We start from the raw sequence: 16,642 nt of genomic DNA, 5'->3' as shown, positions 1-16,642 counted from the left end.
CGTAACGAGCCGTCACGCGGAGCAACCCACCGACACCTGCGGGCACCGGGACGGTCAGGGCACCTACGGTCGGTGCACCGGCTCGCCACGGACGCTGGGGAGGTGACCGTGGCGAGCCGCTCCCACCGGAACGGAAGGCACCGTCGTGACCCCACCCGTCGCACCGCTCATCGTCGCCGTGTCCGACGCGGACCTCGCCGCGGCAGCTGCCACACCCGGCGGCATCGCCCGACTCGCGGTCCGCATCGTCGGTTCCGGAGCCGCCGTCGTGGCGATCGGCACCGACCGCTTCGACCCCCTGGCGAGCACCGGCCACCGGCTGGACCCGACGACCGCGGCGCTCACCCTCGGCCGGGCCCTGCCGGAGCACGGGTTCCTCGTCGCCGTGGCACCGACCCGCGAGCACCCGTACAACGTCGCCCGCCGGGTGCTCTCGCTCGACCACGTCCTGGACGGCCGGGTGGGCATCGTCGTCGGCGCTCGGGACCACGGCGCACCGCACACCGGAGCACCGAGTACCGGCGCGCCGCACGACCCTGCCGAGTTCGCCCGGGTGCTCCGCGGGCTGTGGCGCACCTGGCCGCTCGACAGCATCGTCGGTGACCGCACGTCGGGCGTCTTCGCGCACACCGACCGGATCCGACCGCTCGACCACGACGGCGGGCCGGACGGTTACCGCGTCCGCGGACCGCTCACGACGCCGTCGAGCCGCCAGGGCGAACCCGTCCTCGCGGTCTGGCACGACGTCGACGTGCCAGGAGCGGACCTCGTGCTCGGCGGTCTGGCGCACCCGCTCGCACCGCTGCCGAGGGCGACGGACGGGGCGGAGCCGCGCCGGGCCTCCCGGTCGACCGTGACGCGACCGACGCTCCGCGCCTTGCTCGGGCTGGACGTGCCGGACGCCGCGGCGGTGACCGCGTGACGGGTGCAGGCGGCGACGCCGGCTTGATCCTCGGCGTGAACCTGCAGGGCTTCGGGCAGCGTCCGGCGGCCTGGCGGACCCAGGACGTCGACCCCACCGACCTGCTCACGGCGGAGTTCTGGGCCGACCTCGGGCGCACCGCCGAACGCGGCCTGCTCGACATGGTCTTCTTCGCCGACCACCCGGCGTTCGGCGATCCGAACGTCCGCGCGTACGGGCTGCTCGAGCCGTTCGTGGCGCTCGGGGCGATCGCCGACGCGACGAGCCACCTCGGGCTGGTCGGTACCGCGTCGACGACGTACAACGACCCGTTCGACCTCGCCGAGCGGCTGCTGTCGCTGGACACGGTGTCCGGCGGGCGCGTCGCCTGGAACGCCGTCACCACCTACGACCGCTCGGTCTCCGCGAACTTCGGTGTCGCGACGAACCCCGACCGGCCCGAGCGGTACGCCCGCGCGGGGGAGTTCGTGGACCTCGTGACGGCGCTCTGGCGGTCCGCCGCGACGGGGGAGCCGGTCGTGCACCACGGCGAGTTCCTCGACCTCGAGGGCGCGCTCCGGGTCCCTTCGTCGGCGCAGGGCCACCCGGTCGTGTTCCAGGCCGGAGGATCGCCGCACGGGCGCGACCTGGCGGCGCGCGTCGCCGAGGGCGTCTTCGCCGTCGAACTCACCCCGGAACCCGCGCGGGAGCACCGGTGCGCCGTCAAGGCCGCCGCCGAGACGTACGGGCGCAGCGCATCGGACGTCGCGATCGTGCCCGGACTGTCGCTCGTGCTCGGCAGCACCGAGGCCGAGGCGCAGCGGCGGTTCGACGAGCTCGAGGCCCTGGCGCCGGACGGCTACTCGCTCCGGGCGCTCGGGACGCACCTCGACGCCGACCTGTCGGGGCTCGACCAGGACGCGCCGATCCCGTCCGCGATCCTCGACCGCGAGGTCGACCCGGTCACCTACGGGCCCTCGCTCGGCTACCACGAGACCGTCGTGCGGTGGGTGCGCGCCAACAACACCTCGTTGCGGGACGTGCTGCGGGGTTTCGGCGGGTACGGCGCCCGGATCGTCGTCGGGACCCCGGAGCAGGCCGCCGACACCATCGAGGACTGGTACCGCACCGGTGCCGCCGACGGTTTCAACCTGATGATCGACGAGTTCCCGCGGGGCCTCGAGACCGTCGTGGACGAGCTCGTGCCGATCCTGCAGCGACGCGGGGTGTTCCACCGGTCGTACGAGGACGTGACGTTGCGCGGGCGGTTCGCGTCGCGCGCACGGGGGCTCTGACCTCGCACCGTGCGCGGTCCGCGGTGCGGCCGGGCTGCAGCACGGTGCGAGTGCGTTGATCTGGTGCGAGGTTGGTCGCGCCGTGCGGGCTTGCAGCCGCTCACGGAGCGAGCAACCTCGCACCGACCGACGGAGGCCGCACCGCGCGGACCGCGCGCCCGCGCGGACCGCGCGCCCGCGCGGACCGCGCGCCCGCGCGGACCGCGCGCCCGCGCCGCGCGTGACGCCGTGTGACGGCCGGCCGGCGGCACCGTGTCACACGGCGACACCGCCGGTCACGGTCCGCAACACCCGTCGCCTCGGGGCCCTGACCGCCCTAGCGTCGCCGACATGACCGACTACCTCGACCGCGAACAGGACAAGACCTTCACGAAGGTCTACAAGCAGCAGACCCCGGACATCCTCAAGGCCTTCGTCCAGTTCGACGAGTCGGTGTTCCAGGCCGAGGGCCGCGCGATCCCGCTCAAGTACCGGGAGCTCATCGCCCTCGCGGTCGGCATCACCACGCAGTGCGTCTACTGCATCGACGGCCACAGCCAGCGCGCGGTGACGGCCGGTGCGACCGAGGCCGAACTCGCCGAGGCCGCCTGGGTCGCCACCGCGATCCGCGCCGGCGGCGGCTTCGCGCACGGCCGGCTCGGCTTCAAGTTCGGCGCTGACGCGACCCCGGCCGACGCGACCCCGGCGCCCGCCGCCGCGACCCCCGCCGACGCGACCCCGGCGCCCGCCGCCGCGGACCACGCCGCGCACACCCACTAGGAGGACTGCCATGCCCGACCGCATCACCCTCGTCAATGCGCTGCAGGGCGCCGGCTGGCACCCCGCCGCCTGGCGCGTCGCCGGTCCGGCCGCACAGCGCCTGTCGAGCCTCCGGCACTGGCGCGAGGTCGTCGTCGAGCAGGACCGGCTCGGCATCGACGCCGTCACCATCGAGGACTCGTTCACCGCGGGCCCGACGCGCCCGGAAGGCCCCGGCCCGACGCACCCGACGGCTGCTGACCACGACCTCGACACCACGACCGTCGTCGGACGCCTCGACGCCCTCCTCGTCGCGAACGCCGTCGCCCCCGCGACCCGAGCCGTCGGTCTGGTGCCGACCGTCTCGGTGACGCACACCGAACCATTCCACGTCGCCACGGGCCTCCAGACCCTGGACCACGTCTCGCTGGGGCGAGCCGGGTGGCGGATCCAGGTGAGCCCGACGACCCGCGAGGCGGCCCTCTTCGGCCGTCGACCCGGCGGCGACGACGCGGCCACGTTGTTCGACGAGGCCCGCGAGGCGGCGGAGGTCGTCTCCCGCCTCTGGGACAGCTGGGACGACGACGCGATCATCCGCGACGTCACGACCGGCCGGTTCGTCGACCGCGACCGGATCCACAACGCCGAGTACGCGGGCCGTCACCTGTCCGTGCACGGCGCGTCGATCGTGCCGCGGTCGCCGCAGGGGCGACCGCCGGTCTTCGCCCTGGCCCACCGCGCCGACGCTGCGGCGTTCGCCGTGGACGCTGCGGACGTCGTGCTCGTCACGCCCGGGTACGACGGCCGGGGCCCACGCCAGCCGGTACCCGACCGTCGCGAAGCGGCGGGCGGGCCGAGCTGGTGGGGAGAGGCGCGGGTCCTCTTGGACGAGGTCCGTCACCACGAGCAGGTGGCCGGGTCGGACGTCCGTCGTCCGGTCCTCGCCGACCTCGCGGTCCTGATCGGGTCCTCGACCGCTGCCGCGGCCGACGAGCTCGCCGCGCTCGACGCCGCTGCCGGCACCCCGTACGCCGTCGGCTCCGGGTCGGACACGTCCGTGCTCGCGACGACGGTGCCCGAACTCGTGTCGCTGATCGGGGACCTGCGGGGCCTCGGCTACGCCGGCGTCCGGCTCCGCCCCCTGCGCGTCCCGATCGACAGCACCGCGATCGCCCGGCAGCTCGTCCCCGCCCTCGTCACCGCCGGGCTCCGCGCCGACGTGGCGTCCCGTCCCACCGCCGACCTGCGCACGCGGCTCGGCATCGCCCCGGCGGTCAGCCGGTACGCCCGTCCGTCTTCCCTGGGGGTCTCAGCATGAGCACCAAGCGTCAGGTCCACCTCGCCGCACACTTCCCCGGCGTGAACAACACCACCATCTGGAGCGACGACCGCGCCGAGAGCCAGATCGCGTTCTCGTCGTTCGAGCACTTCGCCCGCAACGCCGAGCGCGGGTTCTTCGACTTCCTGTTCCTCGCCGAGGGCCTGCGGCTCCGCGAGCAGAAGGGGCGCATCCACGACCTCGACGTCGTCGGGCGTCCGAACACGCTCGCGGTCCTGGCCGCCCTGGCCGGGATCACCGACCACATCGGGCTGGTCGGCACCCTGCAGACGACGTTCAACGAGCCGGTCGAGCTCGCGAAGCAGCTCGCCACGCTCGACCACCTGACCGACGGTCGTGCCGGGTGGAACGTCGTGACGAGCTCGGACGCGTTCCACGGCGCGAACTTCCGCCGCGGCGGGTTCCTCGCCCACGCCGACCGGTACACGCGGGCCGCCGAGTTCATCGCGCTGTCCCGCGAGCTCTGGGACTCGTGGCAGGCCGATGCCGTCGTCGCCGGCACCGCCGCGGGCGGCGCGCTGGCGGACGGCGTGTTCGCGGAGCGGTCCCGCATCCGCGACGTCGACCACCACGGCCCGCAGTTCGACGTCACCGGCACGTTCCCGGTGCCGTGCAGCCCGCAGCGGCACCCGGTGATCGTGCAGGCCGGCGACTCCGACGAGGGGCGTGACCTCGCCGCCGCGAACGCCGAGGTCATCTTCTCGCTGCACACCGAGTTCGACGACGCGCAGGCCTTCTACCGCGACGTCACCGAACGACTCGAACGGGTCGGCCGGTCGAAGGACGAGCTGCAGATCCTGCCCGGCGCGACGTTCGTGATCGGGTCGTCGGCGGAGGACGCCGAAGAACGGTCGAACGCCATCCGTCGCGCCCAGGTCAGCCCGGCCACGGCGATCGCGTTCCTCGAGCAGGTCTGGAACCGCGACCTGTCGTCGTACGACGTCGACGGCCCGCTGCCGACGATCGAGCCCGACTACGACGGCGCCGCGATCACCCGCGGGCGCGCGCGGCACACCCGCGACGTCCCTGCCCTGGTGCAGTCCTGGCGAGACCTGGCCGAGGCCGAGCACCTGTCGATCCGCGACCTCGTCATCCGCGCCTCGACCCGCGGCGGGTTCGTCGGGACGGCGTCGCACATCGCCGCCGAGATCGACCGGTACGTGCAGGAGCGCGCCACCGACGGGTTCGTCGTCGTGCCGCACACCAACCCGTACGGCCTCGACGAGTTCGTCGACACGGTCGTCCCGCTGCTGCAGGAGCGCGGCGTCTACCGGCAGTCCTACGACGAGGGTGCGACCCTCCGGCAGACGCTCGACCTACCCGGCACGATCCGCGACCGTTCGGCCGCCGCACGCACGGCCGCAGCGGCGGGGCCGGCGCGTGCGGCAGCGTCCACCGGGGTGCTCGCGTGACGGTCTCCAGCCTCGCGATCCTCGTCCCCGGCAACTTCGAGGACGACGCCCCCGTCGACGGCCTCGAGGCCACCCTCGACCTCTTCGCCACAGCCGAGCGGCTCGGCGTCGACGGCGCCTGGGTCCGGCACCGGCACCTCGAGCACGGCATCGGCTCGGCCGCGGTCTTCCTGGCGGCGGCGTCACAGCGGACCACCGCCATCGAGCTCGGCGTCGCCGTCGTCCCGATCGGGTGGGAGAGTCCCTTCCGCCTGGCCGAGGACTTCTCGCTCGCCGACGTCCTGTCGCACGGCCGGCTGCAGGTCGGCCTGTCCACCGGATCGCCGCACGCCGAGATCCTGGGCGACCTGGTCTTCGACGGCGACTGGCGCACGTTCGACCGCGGGTACGGGCGGGTGTCCCGGTTCGTGGAGAACCTGCGCGGCGCGTTCCTCGGCGCGGACGACACCGTCATCCAGAGCCCCGGGAACGTCCAGCGCCCCCGGCTGCAGCCGTACGCACCGGGTCTGGTCGACCGGGTCTGGTACGGCGGCGGGTCGCTCCGGTCGGCCTCCTTCGCCGGCAGTTCCGGACTCAACCTGCTGCTCGGCAACCTCACCTCGGGCGAGGGCACCGACGACTACGGCACGGCCCAGCGGAACCAGCTCGCGGCGTACCGCGCCGCCCTGCCGACCGGCCGCACGCCCCGCGTCGCCTGGGGCCGGTGCGTCGTGCCGACCGACTCGGCCGACAGGGTCTCGCGCGAGCGGTACCGCACCTGGTACGAGTCCCGTCTCGCACGGCAGACCGCGCCCCAGGGACCGCGGCGGACCCTGTTCTCCGCCGACCTGGTGGGGCCCGCCGAGCAGATCGTCGAGCAGCTCGTGCACGACGCCACCCTGGCCGAGGTCGACGAGTTCCGGATCGAGCTGCCCTACGAGTTCGCCGGTGACGAGTACGAGCAGATCGTCTCGGACGTCGTGGCGGAGGTCGCACCGGCGCTCGGATGGACGGCGCGGACGGCTCGGTCGGTGCCGACTCCGACCCCGGCGCCGGCGCCGCAGGGGGTGGTCGCCGCATGACCCGCTACGTGCTCTCCCGCATCGGCCAGGCCGTGCTCGTGCTCTGGGCGGCGTGGACCATCTCGTTCTTCGTCCTCTACGTGCTGCCGAGCGACCCCGCACGGATCATGGTCGGCCCGGACGCCACCGACGTCACGGCGGCGCAGCTCGACGCGCTCCGACACCAGTACGGTCTCGACCAGCCCGTGCTCGTGCAGTACGTCCAGCACCTCGGCGCCCTGCTCACCGGCGACCTCGGCCGCTCGATCGGGGTCGGCCGACCGGTCGCCGACGTCATCGGTGAAGCGATCGCGCCGACCGCCCAGATCGCGGTCGCCGGCCTCGTGCTCGCGATCGTCTTCGGCGGCGGCGTCGCGGTCCTGGCGACCTGGACCCGGAACCGGGCCCTCGGCCAGTTCCTGCTCCAGCTGCCGCCGGTCGGCGTCGCCGTCCCCGGGTTCTGGTTCGCGCTGCTGCTGGTGCAGTGGTTCTCGTTCGGGCTGCATGTCTTCCCGGCGTTCGGCGGCGAGGGCCCGGCATCGATCGTCCTGCCGGCGGTCACCCTGGCGCTGCCGACCGGTGCCACGATCGCCCAGCTGCTGTCGAAGTCCCTCGTCCAGACCCTCCGCGAGCCGTACGTGGACACCGCGTACGCCAAGGGTGCCGGGCGGTGGCGGGTGCAGCTCCGGCACGCGCTCAAGAACGCCGCGCTGCCCGCACTCACCGTGACGGGACTCATCGTCGGGCAGCTGTTCTCCGGCACCGTCGTCACCGAGACGGTGTTCTCCCGTCCGGGCCTCGGTCGGGTCACCGCCACCGCCGTGCAGCAGCAGGACAGCCCCGTCGTGCAGGGCATCGTGCTGCTCGCGGCCGCGATCTTCGTCGTCGTGAACCTGGTCGTCGACCTCGTGTACCCGCTGCTCGACCCGCGCGTCGTGGTCGCCGGCAGCCGTCGGAAGCTCCGCGACCACGACGGCGCGACACCGGGCGCGACACCGGGCGCGACGCCCGGCACCACTCCGTCCAGCGCCACCGAACCGAAGGCGGTCCCCGCATGACCGAGACCACGCAGCTCGCCATCGGGCGCCCCGCGTCGCTCGCCACCGGAGGCGTCCCCGACCGCGTCCCCGGCGGCACCACGACAGCGCTCCGTGCGCTCGTCGCCCGTCCGACGCTCACCGTCGCCCTCGTCTGGCTCGCCCTCGTCGTGCTCGCCGCGCTCCTGCCCGGAGCGCTCACCCACCACGATCCCCTCGCCGCCGATCCGGCCGCGCGGCTCACCGCTCCCGACGCCGCGCACTGGTTCGGCACCGACCAGCTCGGCCGCGACCTGTACGCCCGTGTCGTGCACGGCACCGCGCTCACGCTGCAGGCCGCGGTCCTCGCGATCGTCATCGGCCTGGTCGGCGGCTCGCTCGTCGGGCTCGTCGCCGGTTTCGTCGGCGGGGTCGTCGACGCCGTGCTGATGCGCGTCGCCGACGTCCTGCTCGCGATCCCGAGCCTGCTGCTCTCGTTGACGATCGTCACCGTGCTCGGCTTCGGCACCGTGAACGTCGCGGTGGCGGTCGGCGTCGCGAGCATCGCCACGATCGCCCGCATCATGCGCTCCGAGGTCGTCCGGGTCCGCACCGCGCCGTACGTCGAGGCCGCGAGCGCGAACGGCAACCGCTGGTGGCGCGTGCTGCTCGTGCACGTGCTGCCCAACGCGGCCGGTCCCGTCCTGGTGCTCGCCGCCCTCGAGTTCGGCACCGCGATCCTCGCCGTCTCGAGCCTGAGCTTCCTCGGCTACGGCGCGCAGCCACCGCAACCCGAGTGGGGCTCGCTCGTCGCCACCGGGCGCGACTTCATCGCGTCGTCGTGGTGGCTCACGACCATCCCCGGGGTCGTGATCGCGGTCACGGTGCTCGCCGGCAACCGCGTCGCGCGCGCGCTCGACACCGAACGGAGGGCCGTCCGATGAGCCTGCTCAGCATCCGGGACCTGACCGTCACCTACGGTCGCGGCAGCAGTGCGCGCACCGCGCTCCACGGCGTCTCGCTCGACGTCGGCCGCGGCGAGCGCGTCGCCATCGTCGGCGAGTCCGGTTCGGGCAAGTCGACGACGGCGCACGCGGTCCTCCGGCTCCTGCCCGCAGCGGCGGACCTGACGGGAGGCACTGTGCGGCTCTCCGGGGCGGCCGACGGATCCGGGGACCTCGACCTGGTCACCGCGACGGACCGCCAGGTACGGTCCGTGCGCGGCGTGCGGATCGGCTTCGTGCCGCAGGACCCGATGGTGTCGCTCAACCCCGTGACGCGGATCGGCACCCAGGTCGCCGAGGTGCTCCGGATCCACGGACTCGCCGCCGGTGCCGAGGCCCGGGAACGCGCCGTCGAGGAGCTCCGCCGTGCCGGCATCGACCGTCCGGAGCTCCGTGCGCGGCAGTACCCGCACGAGCTGTCCGGCGGCATGCGGCAGCGTGTGCTCATCGCGATCGCCCTGATCGGCGACCCGGAGCTGCTCGTCGCGGACGAACCGACGAGCGCACTCGACGTCACGGTCCAGCGGACGATCCTCGACCACCTGGACCGGCTCGTCGCCGAGCGGGGCACGAGCGTGCTGTTCATCACGCACGACCTCGGGGTCGCCGCCGACCGGGCCGACCGCATCGTCGTGATGTCCGAGGGACGGATCGTCGAGCAGGGCACCCCGGCCGAGGTGCTCGGCGCACCCCGTGAGGCGTACACGCGCGCACTGATCGCAGCGGCGCCCAGTCTCGACGACGTGAGCGCGTCCGTGGGACGTCCCACGGGCCTCCCGACGGACAGCGGCGACCCACTCGTCGTCGCGACCGGACTGCGGAAGTCCTTCGACCGCGTGACCGCCGTCGACGGGGTGGACGTGACGGTCCTTCGGGGCCGAACCCTGGCGCTGGTGGGGGAGTCCGGGTCGGGCAAGTCGACCACCGCGCGCCTCGTGCTCGGACTCGAACGCCCGGACGCCGGCCGCGTGCGGTTCGACGGTGCCGACGTGGGCGGAGCCCGCGGTGCGGCGCTGCGGGCGTACCGGCGACGGGCGCAGATCGTGCAGCAGAACCCGTACGCGGCGCTGCACCCACGGCTGTCGGTGGGGGCGGTGATCGCGGACCCGCTCGCGGCCTTCGGCATCGGCACCCGGCAGTCCCGTACGGCTCGGGCGGCGGAGCTGCTCGACCTCGTCGCGCTGCCGTCCTCCGTGCTCGGTCGTCGCCCGGCGGAGCTCTCCGGCGGTCAGCGGCAGCGTGTGGCGATCGCCCGGGCACTCGCACTCGACCCGTCGTTCATCGTCCTCGACGAACCCGTCTCCGCCCTCGACGTGTCCGTCCAGGCGCAGATCCTCGACCTGCTCGCGGAGCTGCAGTCGACGCTCGGCGTCTCCTACCTGTTCATCTCCCACGACCTCGCCGTCGTCCGTCGCATCGCCCACGAGGTGTCCGTCCTGCGGGGCGGCCGCGTCGTGGAGCACGGCGACGTGGCGCAGGTGCTGCACGACCCGCAGCACGAGTACACGCGCGCACTGCTCGACGCGATCCCGGGACGATCCCGGCGCGTCCCCACCCCCGAAGGAGCCTCATGACCACCCACCGCACCTCGTTCCGTCTGGTGGCCGCGATCGCGGCCGGCACCGCGGCGGCCCTGGTCATGGCGGGCTGCTCGTCGGGCGGTACCGCGTCGACGTCCTCGTCGTCGAAGCCGGTCGACGGCGGCTCGCTCACCTACGCCATCGCGAACGACCCGATCACGCTCAACCCGACGGGCACCGGCGCCGGCAACGACACGCTCGCGATCACCCGGCAGCTCGTCGACTCCCTGCTCTGGCAGGACCCGTCCGACGGCTCGCTCAAGCCGTGGCTCGCGACGAAGTACAAGGCGAACGCCGACGCCACTGCGTTCACGTTCGACCTGCGCTCCGGCGTCACGTTCTCGGACGGCACCGCGTTCGACGCGGCGGCCGTGAAGGACACCTTCGACGACATCGCCTCGGCCGGCGCATCGAGCACGGCCGCCGCGTACTTCTCCGGCTACACGGGGACGAAGGTCGTCGACGACGACACGGTCGAGGTCGACTTCGGGGCGCCGAACGCCGCGTTCCCGAACGCCGCGTCGTCGGTCGCCCTCGGCATCGTCGCCCCGAAGACCACCGAGACCCCGTTCGACGACCGCGCCGACGGGAAGGCCGTGATCGGCACCGGACCGTTCACGCTGCAGTCGTACACGAAGAACACGTCCACGGTCCTGACGAAGCGAAAGGGGTACGACTGGGGCCCCGCGGCCCGAGGCGGGTTGGGGGCGGCGCACCTGTCGAAGGTCACGTTCCAGGTCGTGCCCGAGGCGAGCGTCCGCACCGGCAGCCTGCAGTCCGGGCAGCTCGACGCGATCAGCAGCGTGCAGCCGAGCGACGTCGACACCCTGCAGGCGCAGTACGACCTCGTCACCCGTGCCAACCCGGGCCAGGTGTTCGGGCTGACGTTCAACCAGAAGCGGCCGGTCGTGTCCGACCTGGTCGTCCGGAAGGCGATCGCGCAGGCCGTCGACCCGAAGACCGTGCGGGACACGTCCCTCAACGACCTGTTCGAGGTCGCGGACTCGGTCCTCGGGTCGACGACGCCCGGGTACGCGGACACGTCGTCCGGTTCGGCCGCGTACGACCCGAAGGCCGCTGCGGCCGCCCTGGACGACGCCGGGTGGGAGGAGGGCTCCGACGGCATCCGCGCGAAGGACGGCCAGAAGCTGCAGCTCAAGCTCATCTGGATCACGAACTTCGGGCCGAACCAGACCTCGCTCGAACTCATCCAGCAGGAGTTGAAGAAGATCGGCGTCGGTGTCACCTTGGAGAGCGGCACCGTCCCGCAGTACCTCGCAAACCTGACGAGCGGCGACTGGGACCTGTCGTGGGACAACAGCTCGCGCGCGGACGGCGACGTCCTGCGGTCGAAGTTCTCCAGCTCGGGTGCCCAGTCGATCGGTGCGTCGGACCCGACGCTCGACGCGCTCTTCACGAAGGAGCTGTCGCAGTCGTCGGCGGCCGACCGGTCGGCGACCTTCGGGGAGATCCAGCGGCGCATCGCGTCCCAGGTCGACTTCGTCCCGGTGCACGAACTCACCAGCATCATCGCGCCGGCGACGGACGTGCACGGCATCGTGTTCGGCGCCGACACCCGGCTCGACCAGCTGACCGGCGCGTGGAAGGACGCCTCGTGAGCGCCGCTCGCTCCGTCCCGCTCTCGGTGCTCGACCTGGTGCCGGTCACCGCCGGGTCGTCCGCAGCCACGGCGCTCCACCGCACCGTCGACCTGGCCGTCGCCGTGGAACGTGCCGGGTACGCCCGCTACTGGCTCGCCGAGCACCACCTCAACCCCGGTGTCGCGGGCAGCGCGCCGACCATCGTGATCGGGGCGGTCGCCGCGGCCACGTCGACGATCCGGGTCGGCAGTGCGGCGACGCTCGTCGGCAACGTCCGAGGGCTGCAGATCGCCGAGACCTTCGGCACCCTCGCTGCGCTGTACGGGCCGCGGATCGACCTCGGGCTCGGCCGCTCCGGGGCGCCGGCACCCGGTACCCCGAAGCCGCCGTCGCTCGTACCCCGCTCGGACGAGGTCGTCGACGGACTGCTCGTGCCCGCACCGTTCGACTTCCGGATCGCACCGGGAAGCCGGTTCGCCCTGCAGGGGGAGCTGCTCGGACGCGTCCCCGGTGACGTCGACCGGTTCGAGGGCGAGCTGTCGCTCGTCCGGGAGCTCTTCGCCGGCACCTGGTCGCGGGACGGCGCCGTCGTCGGGGCGCCGCCGGCCACCGGAGCCGCAGTCGAACTGTGGATCCACGGGTCGACCGGCGGCGAGAGCGCCCGGGTCGCCGGAGCACTCGGACTGCCGTACGGCGCGAACTACCACACGTCACCCGGCACGGTCCTGGCGTCGGTGCAGGCCTACCGCGACGCGTTCCGCCCCGGGGTGCTCGAGGCGCCACACGTGGTCGTGTCCGCGGACGTCGTCGTCGGGCGCACGGAGGCCGAGGCCGCGGAGCTGTCGCTCGGGTACGCGGAGTGGGTGCACTCGATCCGCTCCGGCGTCGGGGCGATCGAGTACCCGACCCCGTCCGCGGCACGTGCTACGCCGCTCGCTGCGGCGGAGGCAGGGTCGGTCGCCGATCGGCTCGCCACCCGGTTCGTCGGCGACGCTGCGGCCGTCGCGGACCGCCTCGAGGTCCTGCAGCGGGCGACGGGCGCGGACGAGCTCCTGGTGACGACGATCACGCACGACCACGACGCCCGGGTGCGTTCGTACGAGCTGCTCGCGGCGGAGTGGGCGGCGCGGGGTGCTGCTGGTGCTGGTGCCGGTGCTGCGCGTGCGGGGGCTGGCGTGGGTGCCGGGGTGCGCTGACCGTACTGGTCCGTGTCGACCCGGAACGACGAGCTCGATGTCGCACGACATCGGGCTCGTCGTTCGTGCGCGCGTGCAACCGGTGGCGCCTGCACGGAGCGACATCGTGGTCGTCGTGCGACGTCGACGATGTCGTTCGGCGTCGGTGCGCCTGCGGCCGGTGCGCGTGCATGTTCCGACGATGCACCCGTTGATCGTCAGGTGGATCGTCGTCCTTTGCACATGCATCGAGTGCGCGTGCATGTTCCGACGATGCACGTGTCGATCACCTCGTGGAATGTCGGACGGTGCACGCGCACAGAACGACTCCCTCGACGTCGTGCGACATCGAGGGAGTCGTTCCGAGCCGAGCCCGCCCCGGACGAGCCCGGCTCAGCTCGCGTCGAGCGGCAGCCCCTCCGGGTTGACCTCGGAGTGCTGCACGGCCTCGTTCGACAGGTTGTAGGCCTTCAGCCACTTCGCGTAGGTGCCGTCGTCGATCAGCTCGTCGATGGCGTCCGCGATGGGTTCAGCGAGCCCGCTGTCCTTCTTCGTCGTCGCCGCGATGAGCCCCTGCAGGTCCCCGCCCGCGCCGGAGAACGTGCCCGCGGTCTTCGTCGGGTTCGCGCCGTCCGCGCTCAACGTGTTCTGGTACGCGACCGTCGGGTTCGGCCCGAAGTAGGCGTCGATCTTGCCGGAGTCGAGCGCCAGCTTCACGGCGTTGCCGTCCGGGTAGTACTTGATCGTGATGGTCTTGCCCTGCTTCGCCAGGTCGGCCTTCCAGCCGAGCAGGATGAGCTCCTGGTTGGTGCCGGAGCTCACCGCGACGGTCTTGCCGGCGAGCACGGACGGGTCGCCGTCGAACGTCAACGAGGAGTCCTCCGGCACCTGCAGCGCGAGGTTGTCCTGACGGTACGAGGCGAAGTCGTACTTCTCCTTGCGCTGCTCGGTCACCGTGATGTTCGAGAACCCGGCGTCGTACTTGCCGCCGTCGATCCCGACGAACAGGTTGTCCCACGTGGCGTTCTGCACCTGGGCCTCGAGGCCGAGCTTCGCGGCGACGAGCCTGCCGAGGTCGGGCTCGGAGCCGGTCAGCGTCTTCTGGTCGTCGCCGGTGAACGCGAGCGGCGGGAACCCTGCCGGCAGCGCACCGATGCCGACGACGAGCTTGCCGGACTTCTTGACGGAGGCGGGGAGTTCGTCGTGCAGCTTCTCGTCCGCGTCGACCGTGACCTTCGTCTCGGTGGCGGCACCGTTCGACGCGGCGCCGATCGTGACCGTGCCGTCGGACGCGCCGGAGCCAGAGCCGGAGCCGGAGCCGGCGGACGCCGACGTGGCGCACCCGGCGAGGGCGACGACGACTCCGGTGGCGAGGACGAGGGCGCCGGCGCGGTTCCGCCAGCGTGCGGGGGTGGTGGGGGACATGGTTCTCCTGGGATCGGGTGGAAGGGGAAGAAGGAAGGTCGAGGGGACGGCGTCAGCGGACGCGGGACAGGAAGTCCCGCGTGCGAGCGTGCTGCGGATCGTCGAGCACCTGGGCGGGGGAGCCCTGCTCGACGACGCGGCCGTGGTCGAGGAACACGACGTGGTCGGCGACCTCGCGGGCGAAGGCGATCTCGTGGGTGACGATGACGAGCGTGGTGCCCGTGTCCGCCAACCCCCGGATGACGCCGAGCACCTCGCCCACGAGCTCCGGGTCGAGCGCCGAGGTCGGTTCGTCGAGCAGGACGACCGACGGCTCGAGCGCCAGTGCCCGCGCGATGGCCACGCGCTGCTGCTGCCCGCCGGAGAGCTGCCGCGGCCGGGTGTCGGCGCGGTCGCCGAGCCCGACGCGCTCGAGCAGGGCCGCCGCACGGGCATGCGCCGCCGCACGAGGGACCCCGGCGGCGATCGGTCCCTCGGCCACGTTCTCGAGCGCGGTCAGGTGCGGGAACAGGTTGAAGTGCTGGAACACGAAGCCGATCCGCGACCGCTGCCGCAGGATCAGGCGTTCGGGCAGTTCCTTGTAGCGGGGGACCCCGTCGCGCCCGGTCCGGAGCCGGACGCCGATCGTCTCGCCACCGACCGTGACCACGCCGCGGTCGAGCGGTTCGAGGTGGTTGATCGCGCGCAGCAGCGTGGACTTGCCGGACCCGGAGGGGCCGAGCACCACGGTGACGCTCCCGGACGGCAACGACAGGTCGACGCCGTCGACGACGACCGTGTCGCCGAACGCCTTCACGGCTCCCTGGATGCTGATCGCTGCGCTCATCAGATGGTCCTGTCGTCGATGGTGGAACCGGGGCCGGATGCGACCCCGCGCGCGGCGGAGGCGGCCTGCCGGGCGTGATCCGGGCCTCCAGGTCGTCCAGACCCACGTCCGGAACCGCGACGCACGGCGGCCCGCACCCGCTGGAACGGCGTGGGCGGCAACGCCCGGACCGAGCCGCGGGCGGTCCACCGCTCGACGTAGTACTGCACGACCGAGACCGCGCTGGTGAGCGCGAGGTACCAGAGCGTGGCGACGACGAGCAGCGGGATGATGTCGGTCGGGTAGGTGCTGGACAGGTTCTGCACCACGCCGAACAGGTCGAGCAGCGACACGTAGAACAGCAGCGACGACGCCTTGAGCAGCCCGACGACCTGGTTCACGAACGCCGGCACGATCGACCGCAGTGCCTGCGGCAGGATCACCCGCACGAACTGGCGACGCCGGGGGAGGCCGAGGGCCTGCGCGGCCTCGTGCTGGCCGTGGTCGACGGCGAGCACGCCGGCGCGGACGATCTCGGACGCGTAGGCGATCTCGCTCAGGCTCAGGCCGATCACACCGATGGCCAGGTCGCCGAGGACGTTGGCCGTGGTGACCTCGACCTGCGGCCCGAACGGGATCCCGATGCCGATCGTCGGGTACAGCGACCCGAGGTTGTACAGGAAGACGAGCACCAGGATGAGCGGCACGGAGCGGAACAGCCAGACGTACCCCCACGCCAGCCCGGACAGCACCGGGTTGCGCGAGAGCCGGGCGATCGCGACGACGATGCCGCCGGTGAAGCTGATGACCGCGCTGAGCGCCGTCGCGACGAGTGTGAGCTGCAGGCCGGTCAGGATCGCCGGGCTGAACAGCCACTTCCCGACGGCCGGCCAGCCCCACGACTCGTTCGTGAACAGCGTCTCGACGAAGTTCAGGAGCACCACCAGCACGACGGCCGCGGCGATCCAGCGCAGCGGGTGCCGCAACGGGAGGACGGGCCGGTCGAGCGCGGCGCGTCCGGCGGCGTCGACGGTGCCGTCGGTGCCGTCGGTGCCGTCGGTGCCGTCGGTCCCGTCGGTCGCGCCGGTCGGCCGGGAGGCCCGTGGTGCGCCCGGCGTTCCGGCCGCGTGGTCGACGCCGGTCGCGTCGACCCCGTCGGTGCCGGCGACGGCACTGGTCGCGTCGCGGGGCAGTCCCGTTCTGGTGTCGGTCATGTCGCGACCGTAGAAGGGTCGCGGTCCCTGGACAACGCACCGTGCAACACACCGCTACGGGGCGGAACGCGGAGTCACAGTCGCCGCGCGCATGACG

At 73.0% G+C, this 16,642-nt stretch carries 14 protein-coding genes; 11 read left to right on the top strand and 3 right to left on the bottom strand.

The genetic code is table 11. From position 1 onward, the window contains the following. Positions 1 to 145: 145 nt before the first annotated feature. The 11 genes from ABH929_RS08890 (at position 146) to ABH929_RS08840 (ending at position 13,122) form a co-directional block, all read left to right on the top strand. The gene (locus ABH929_RS08890) at positions 146 to 922 is read left to right on the top strand and encodes an LLM class flavin-dependent oxidoreductase (RefSeq protein WP_404560918.1); all 777 of its coding nucleotides are present in this window, start codon (positions 146 to 148) and stop codon (positions 920 to 922) included. Further along, complete coding sequence (locus ABH929_RS08885) at positions 919 to 2,196, top strand: NtaA/DmoA family FMN-dependent monooxygenase (RefSeq protein WP_404560917.1); 1,278 nt, start codon at positions 919 to 921, stop codon at positions 2,194 to 2,196. The genes ABH929_RS08890 and ABH929_RS08885 overlap by 4 nt, the downstream gene beginning before the upstream one ends. Before the next feature lie 330 nt (positions 2,197 to 2,526). Next, complete coding sequence (locus ABH929_RS08880) at positions 2,527 to 2,955, top strand: carboxymuconolactone decarboxylase family protein (protein ID WP_404560916.1); 429 nt, start codon at positions 2,527 to 2,529, stop codon at positions 2,953 to 2,955. Positions 2,956 to 2,965: 10 nt separating this feature from the next. Next, complete coding sequence (locus ABH929_RS08875; protein ID WP_404560915.1) at positions 2,966 to 4,252, top strand: LLM class flavin-dependent oxidoreductase; 1,287 nt, start codon at positions 2,966 to 2,968, stop codon at positions 4,250 to 4,252. Further along, a complete protein-coding gene (locus ABH929_RS08870) occupies positions 4,249 to 5,685 on the top strand; it encodes an NtaA/DmoA family FMN-dependent monooxygenase (protein WP_404560914.1) in 1,437 nt (478 codons plus the stop codon). Before ABH929_RS08875 ends, ABH929_RS08870 begins: the two co-directional genes overlap by 4 nt. Then, the gene (locus ABH929_RS08865) at positions 5,682 to 6,746 is read left to right on the top strand and encodes an LLM class flavin-dependent oxidoreductase (RefSeq protein ID WP_404560913.1); all 1,065 of its coding nucleotides are present in this window, start codon (positions 5,682 to 5,684) and stop codon (positions 6,744 to 6,746) included. Before ABH929_RS08870 ends, ABH929_RS08865 begins: the two co-directional genes overlap by 4 nt. Beyond that, on the top strand, positions 6,743 to 7,783 hold the full coding sequence (locus tag ABH929_RS08860; protein WP_404560912.1) for an ABC transporter permease: 1,041 nt from the start codon (positions 6,743 to 6,745) through the stop codon (positions 7,781 to 7,783). Before ABH929_RS08865 ends, ABH929_RS08860 begins: the two co-directional genes overlap by 4 nt. Then, positions 7,780 to 8,685, top strand: coding sequence for an ABC transporter permease (locus tag ABH929_RS08855; protein ID WP_404560911.1), 906 nt, complete (start codon positions 7,780 to 7,782; stop codon positions 8,683 to 8,685). The genes ABH929_RS08860 and ABH929_RS08855 overlap by 4 nt, the downstream gene beginning before the upstream one ends. Beyond that, on the top strand, positions 8,682 to 10,319 hold the full coding sequence (locus ABH929_RS08850; RefSeq protein WP_404560910.1) for a dipeptide ABC transporter ATP-binding protein: 1,638 nt from the start codon (positions 8,682 to 8,684) through the stop codon (positions 10,317 to 10,319). The genes ABH929_RS08855 and ABH929_RS08850 overlap by 4 nt, the downstream gene beginning before the upstream one ends. Continuing rightward, on the top strand, positions 10,316 to 11,944 hold the full coding sequence (locus ABH929_RS08845; RefSeq protein WP_404560909.1) for an ABC transporter substrate-binding protein: 1,629 nt from the start codon (positions 10,316 to 10,318) through the stop codon (positions 11,942 to 11,944). Before ABH929_RS08850 ends, ABH929_RS08845 begins: the two co-directional genes overlap by 4 nt. Then, on the top strand, positions 11,941 to 13,122 hold the full coding sequence (locus ABH929_RS08840; RefSeq protein WP_404560908.1) for an LLM class flavin-dependent oxidoreductase: 1,182 nt from the start codon (positions 11,941 to 11,943) through the stop codon (positions 13,120 to 13,122). The genes ABH929_RS08845 and ABH929_RS08840 overlap by 4 nt, the downstream gene beginning before the upstream one ends. Positions 13,123 to 13,494: 372 nt before the next feature. Here the strand turns inward: ABH929_RS08840 and ABH929_RS08835 are convergent, their stop codons facing one another. From ABH929_RS08835 to ABH929_RS08825, 3 genes are read right to left on the bottom strand one after another with little or no spacing between them, the layout of a single operon-like run. Further along, positions 13,495 to 14,526, bottom strand: coding sequence for a transporter substrate-binding domain-containing protein (locus ABH929_RS08835; protein ID WP_404560907.1), 1,032 nt, complete (start codon positions 14,524 to 14,526; stop codon positions 13,495 to 13,497). Between the two features lie 52 nt (positions 14,527 to 14,578). Further along, on the bottom strand, positions 14,579 to 15,352 hold the full coding sequence (locus ABH929_RS08830; protein ID WP_263092072.1) for an amino acid ABC transporter ATP-binding protein: 774 nt from the start codon (positions 15,350 to 15,352) through the stop codon (positions 14,579 to 14,581). Beyond that, positions 15,352 to 16,545 carry an amino acid ABC transporter permease gene (locus ABH929_RS08825; RefSeq protein WP_404560905.1) on the bottom strand — a complete coding sequence of 398 codons (1,194 nt, stop codon included), beginning with the start codon at positions 16,543 to 16,545 and terminating at the stop codon, positions 15,352 to 15,354. Before ABH929_RS08825 ends, ABH929_RS08830 begins: the two co-directional genes overlap by 1 nt. Between the last annotated feature and the right edge of the window lie 97 nt (positions 16,546 to 16,642).

The organism is Curtobacterium sp. AB7 (assembly GCF_044909335.1).
Taxonomy (GTDB): Bacteria; Actinomycetota; Actinomycetes; order Actinomycetales; family Microbacteriaceae; genus Curtobacterium.
The sequence above is the reverse complement of the archived record's forward strand: the minus strand, read 5'-3'. Positions and strand labels throughout refer to the sequence as shown.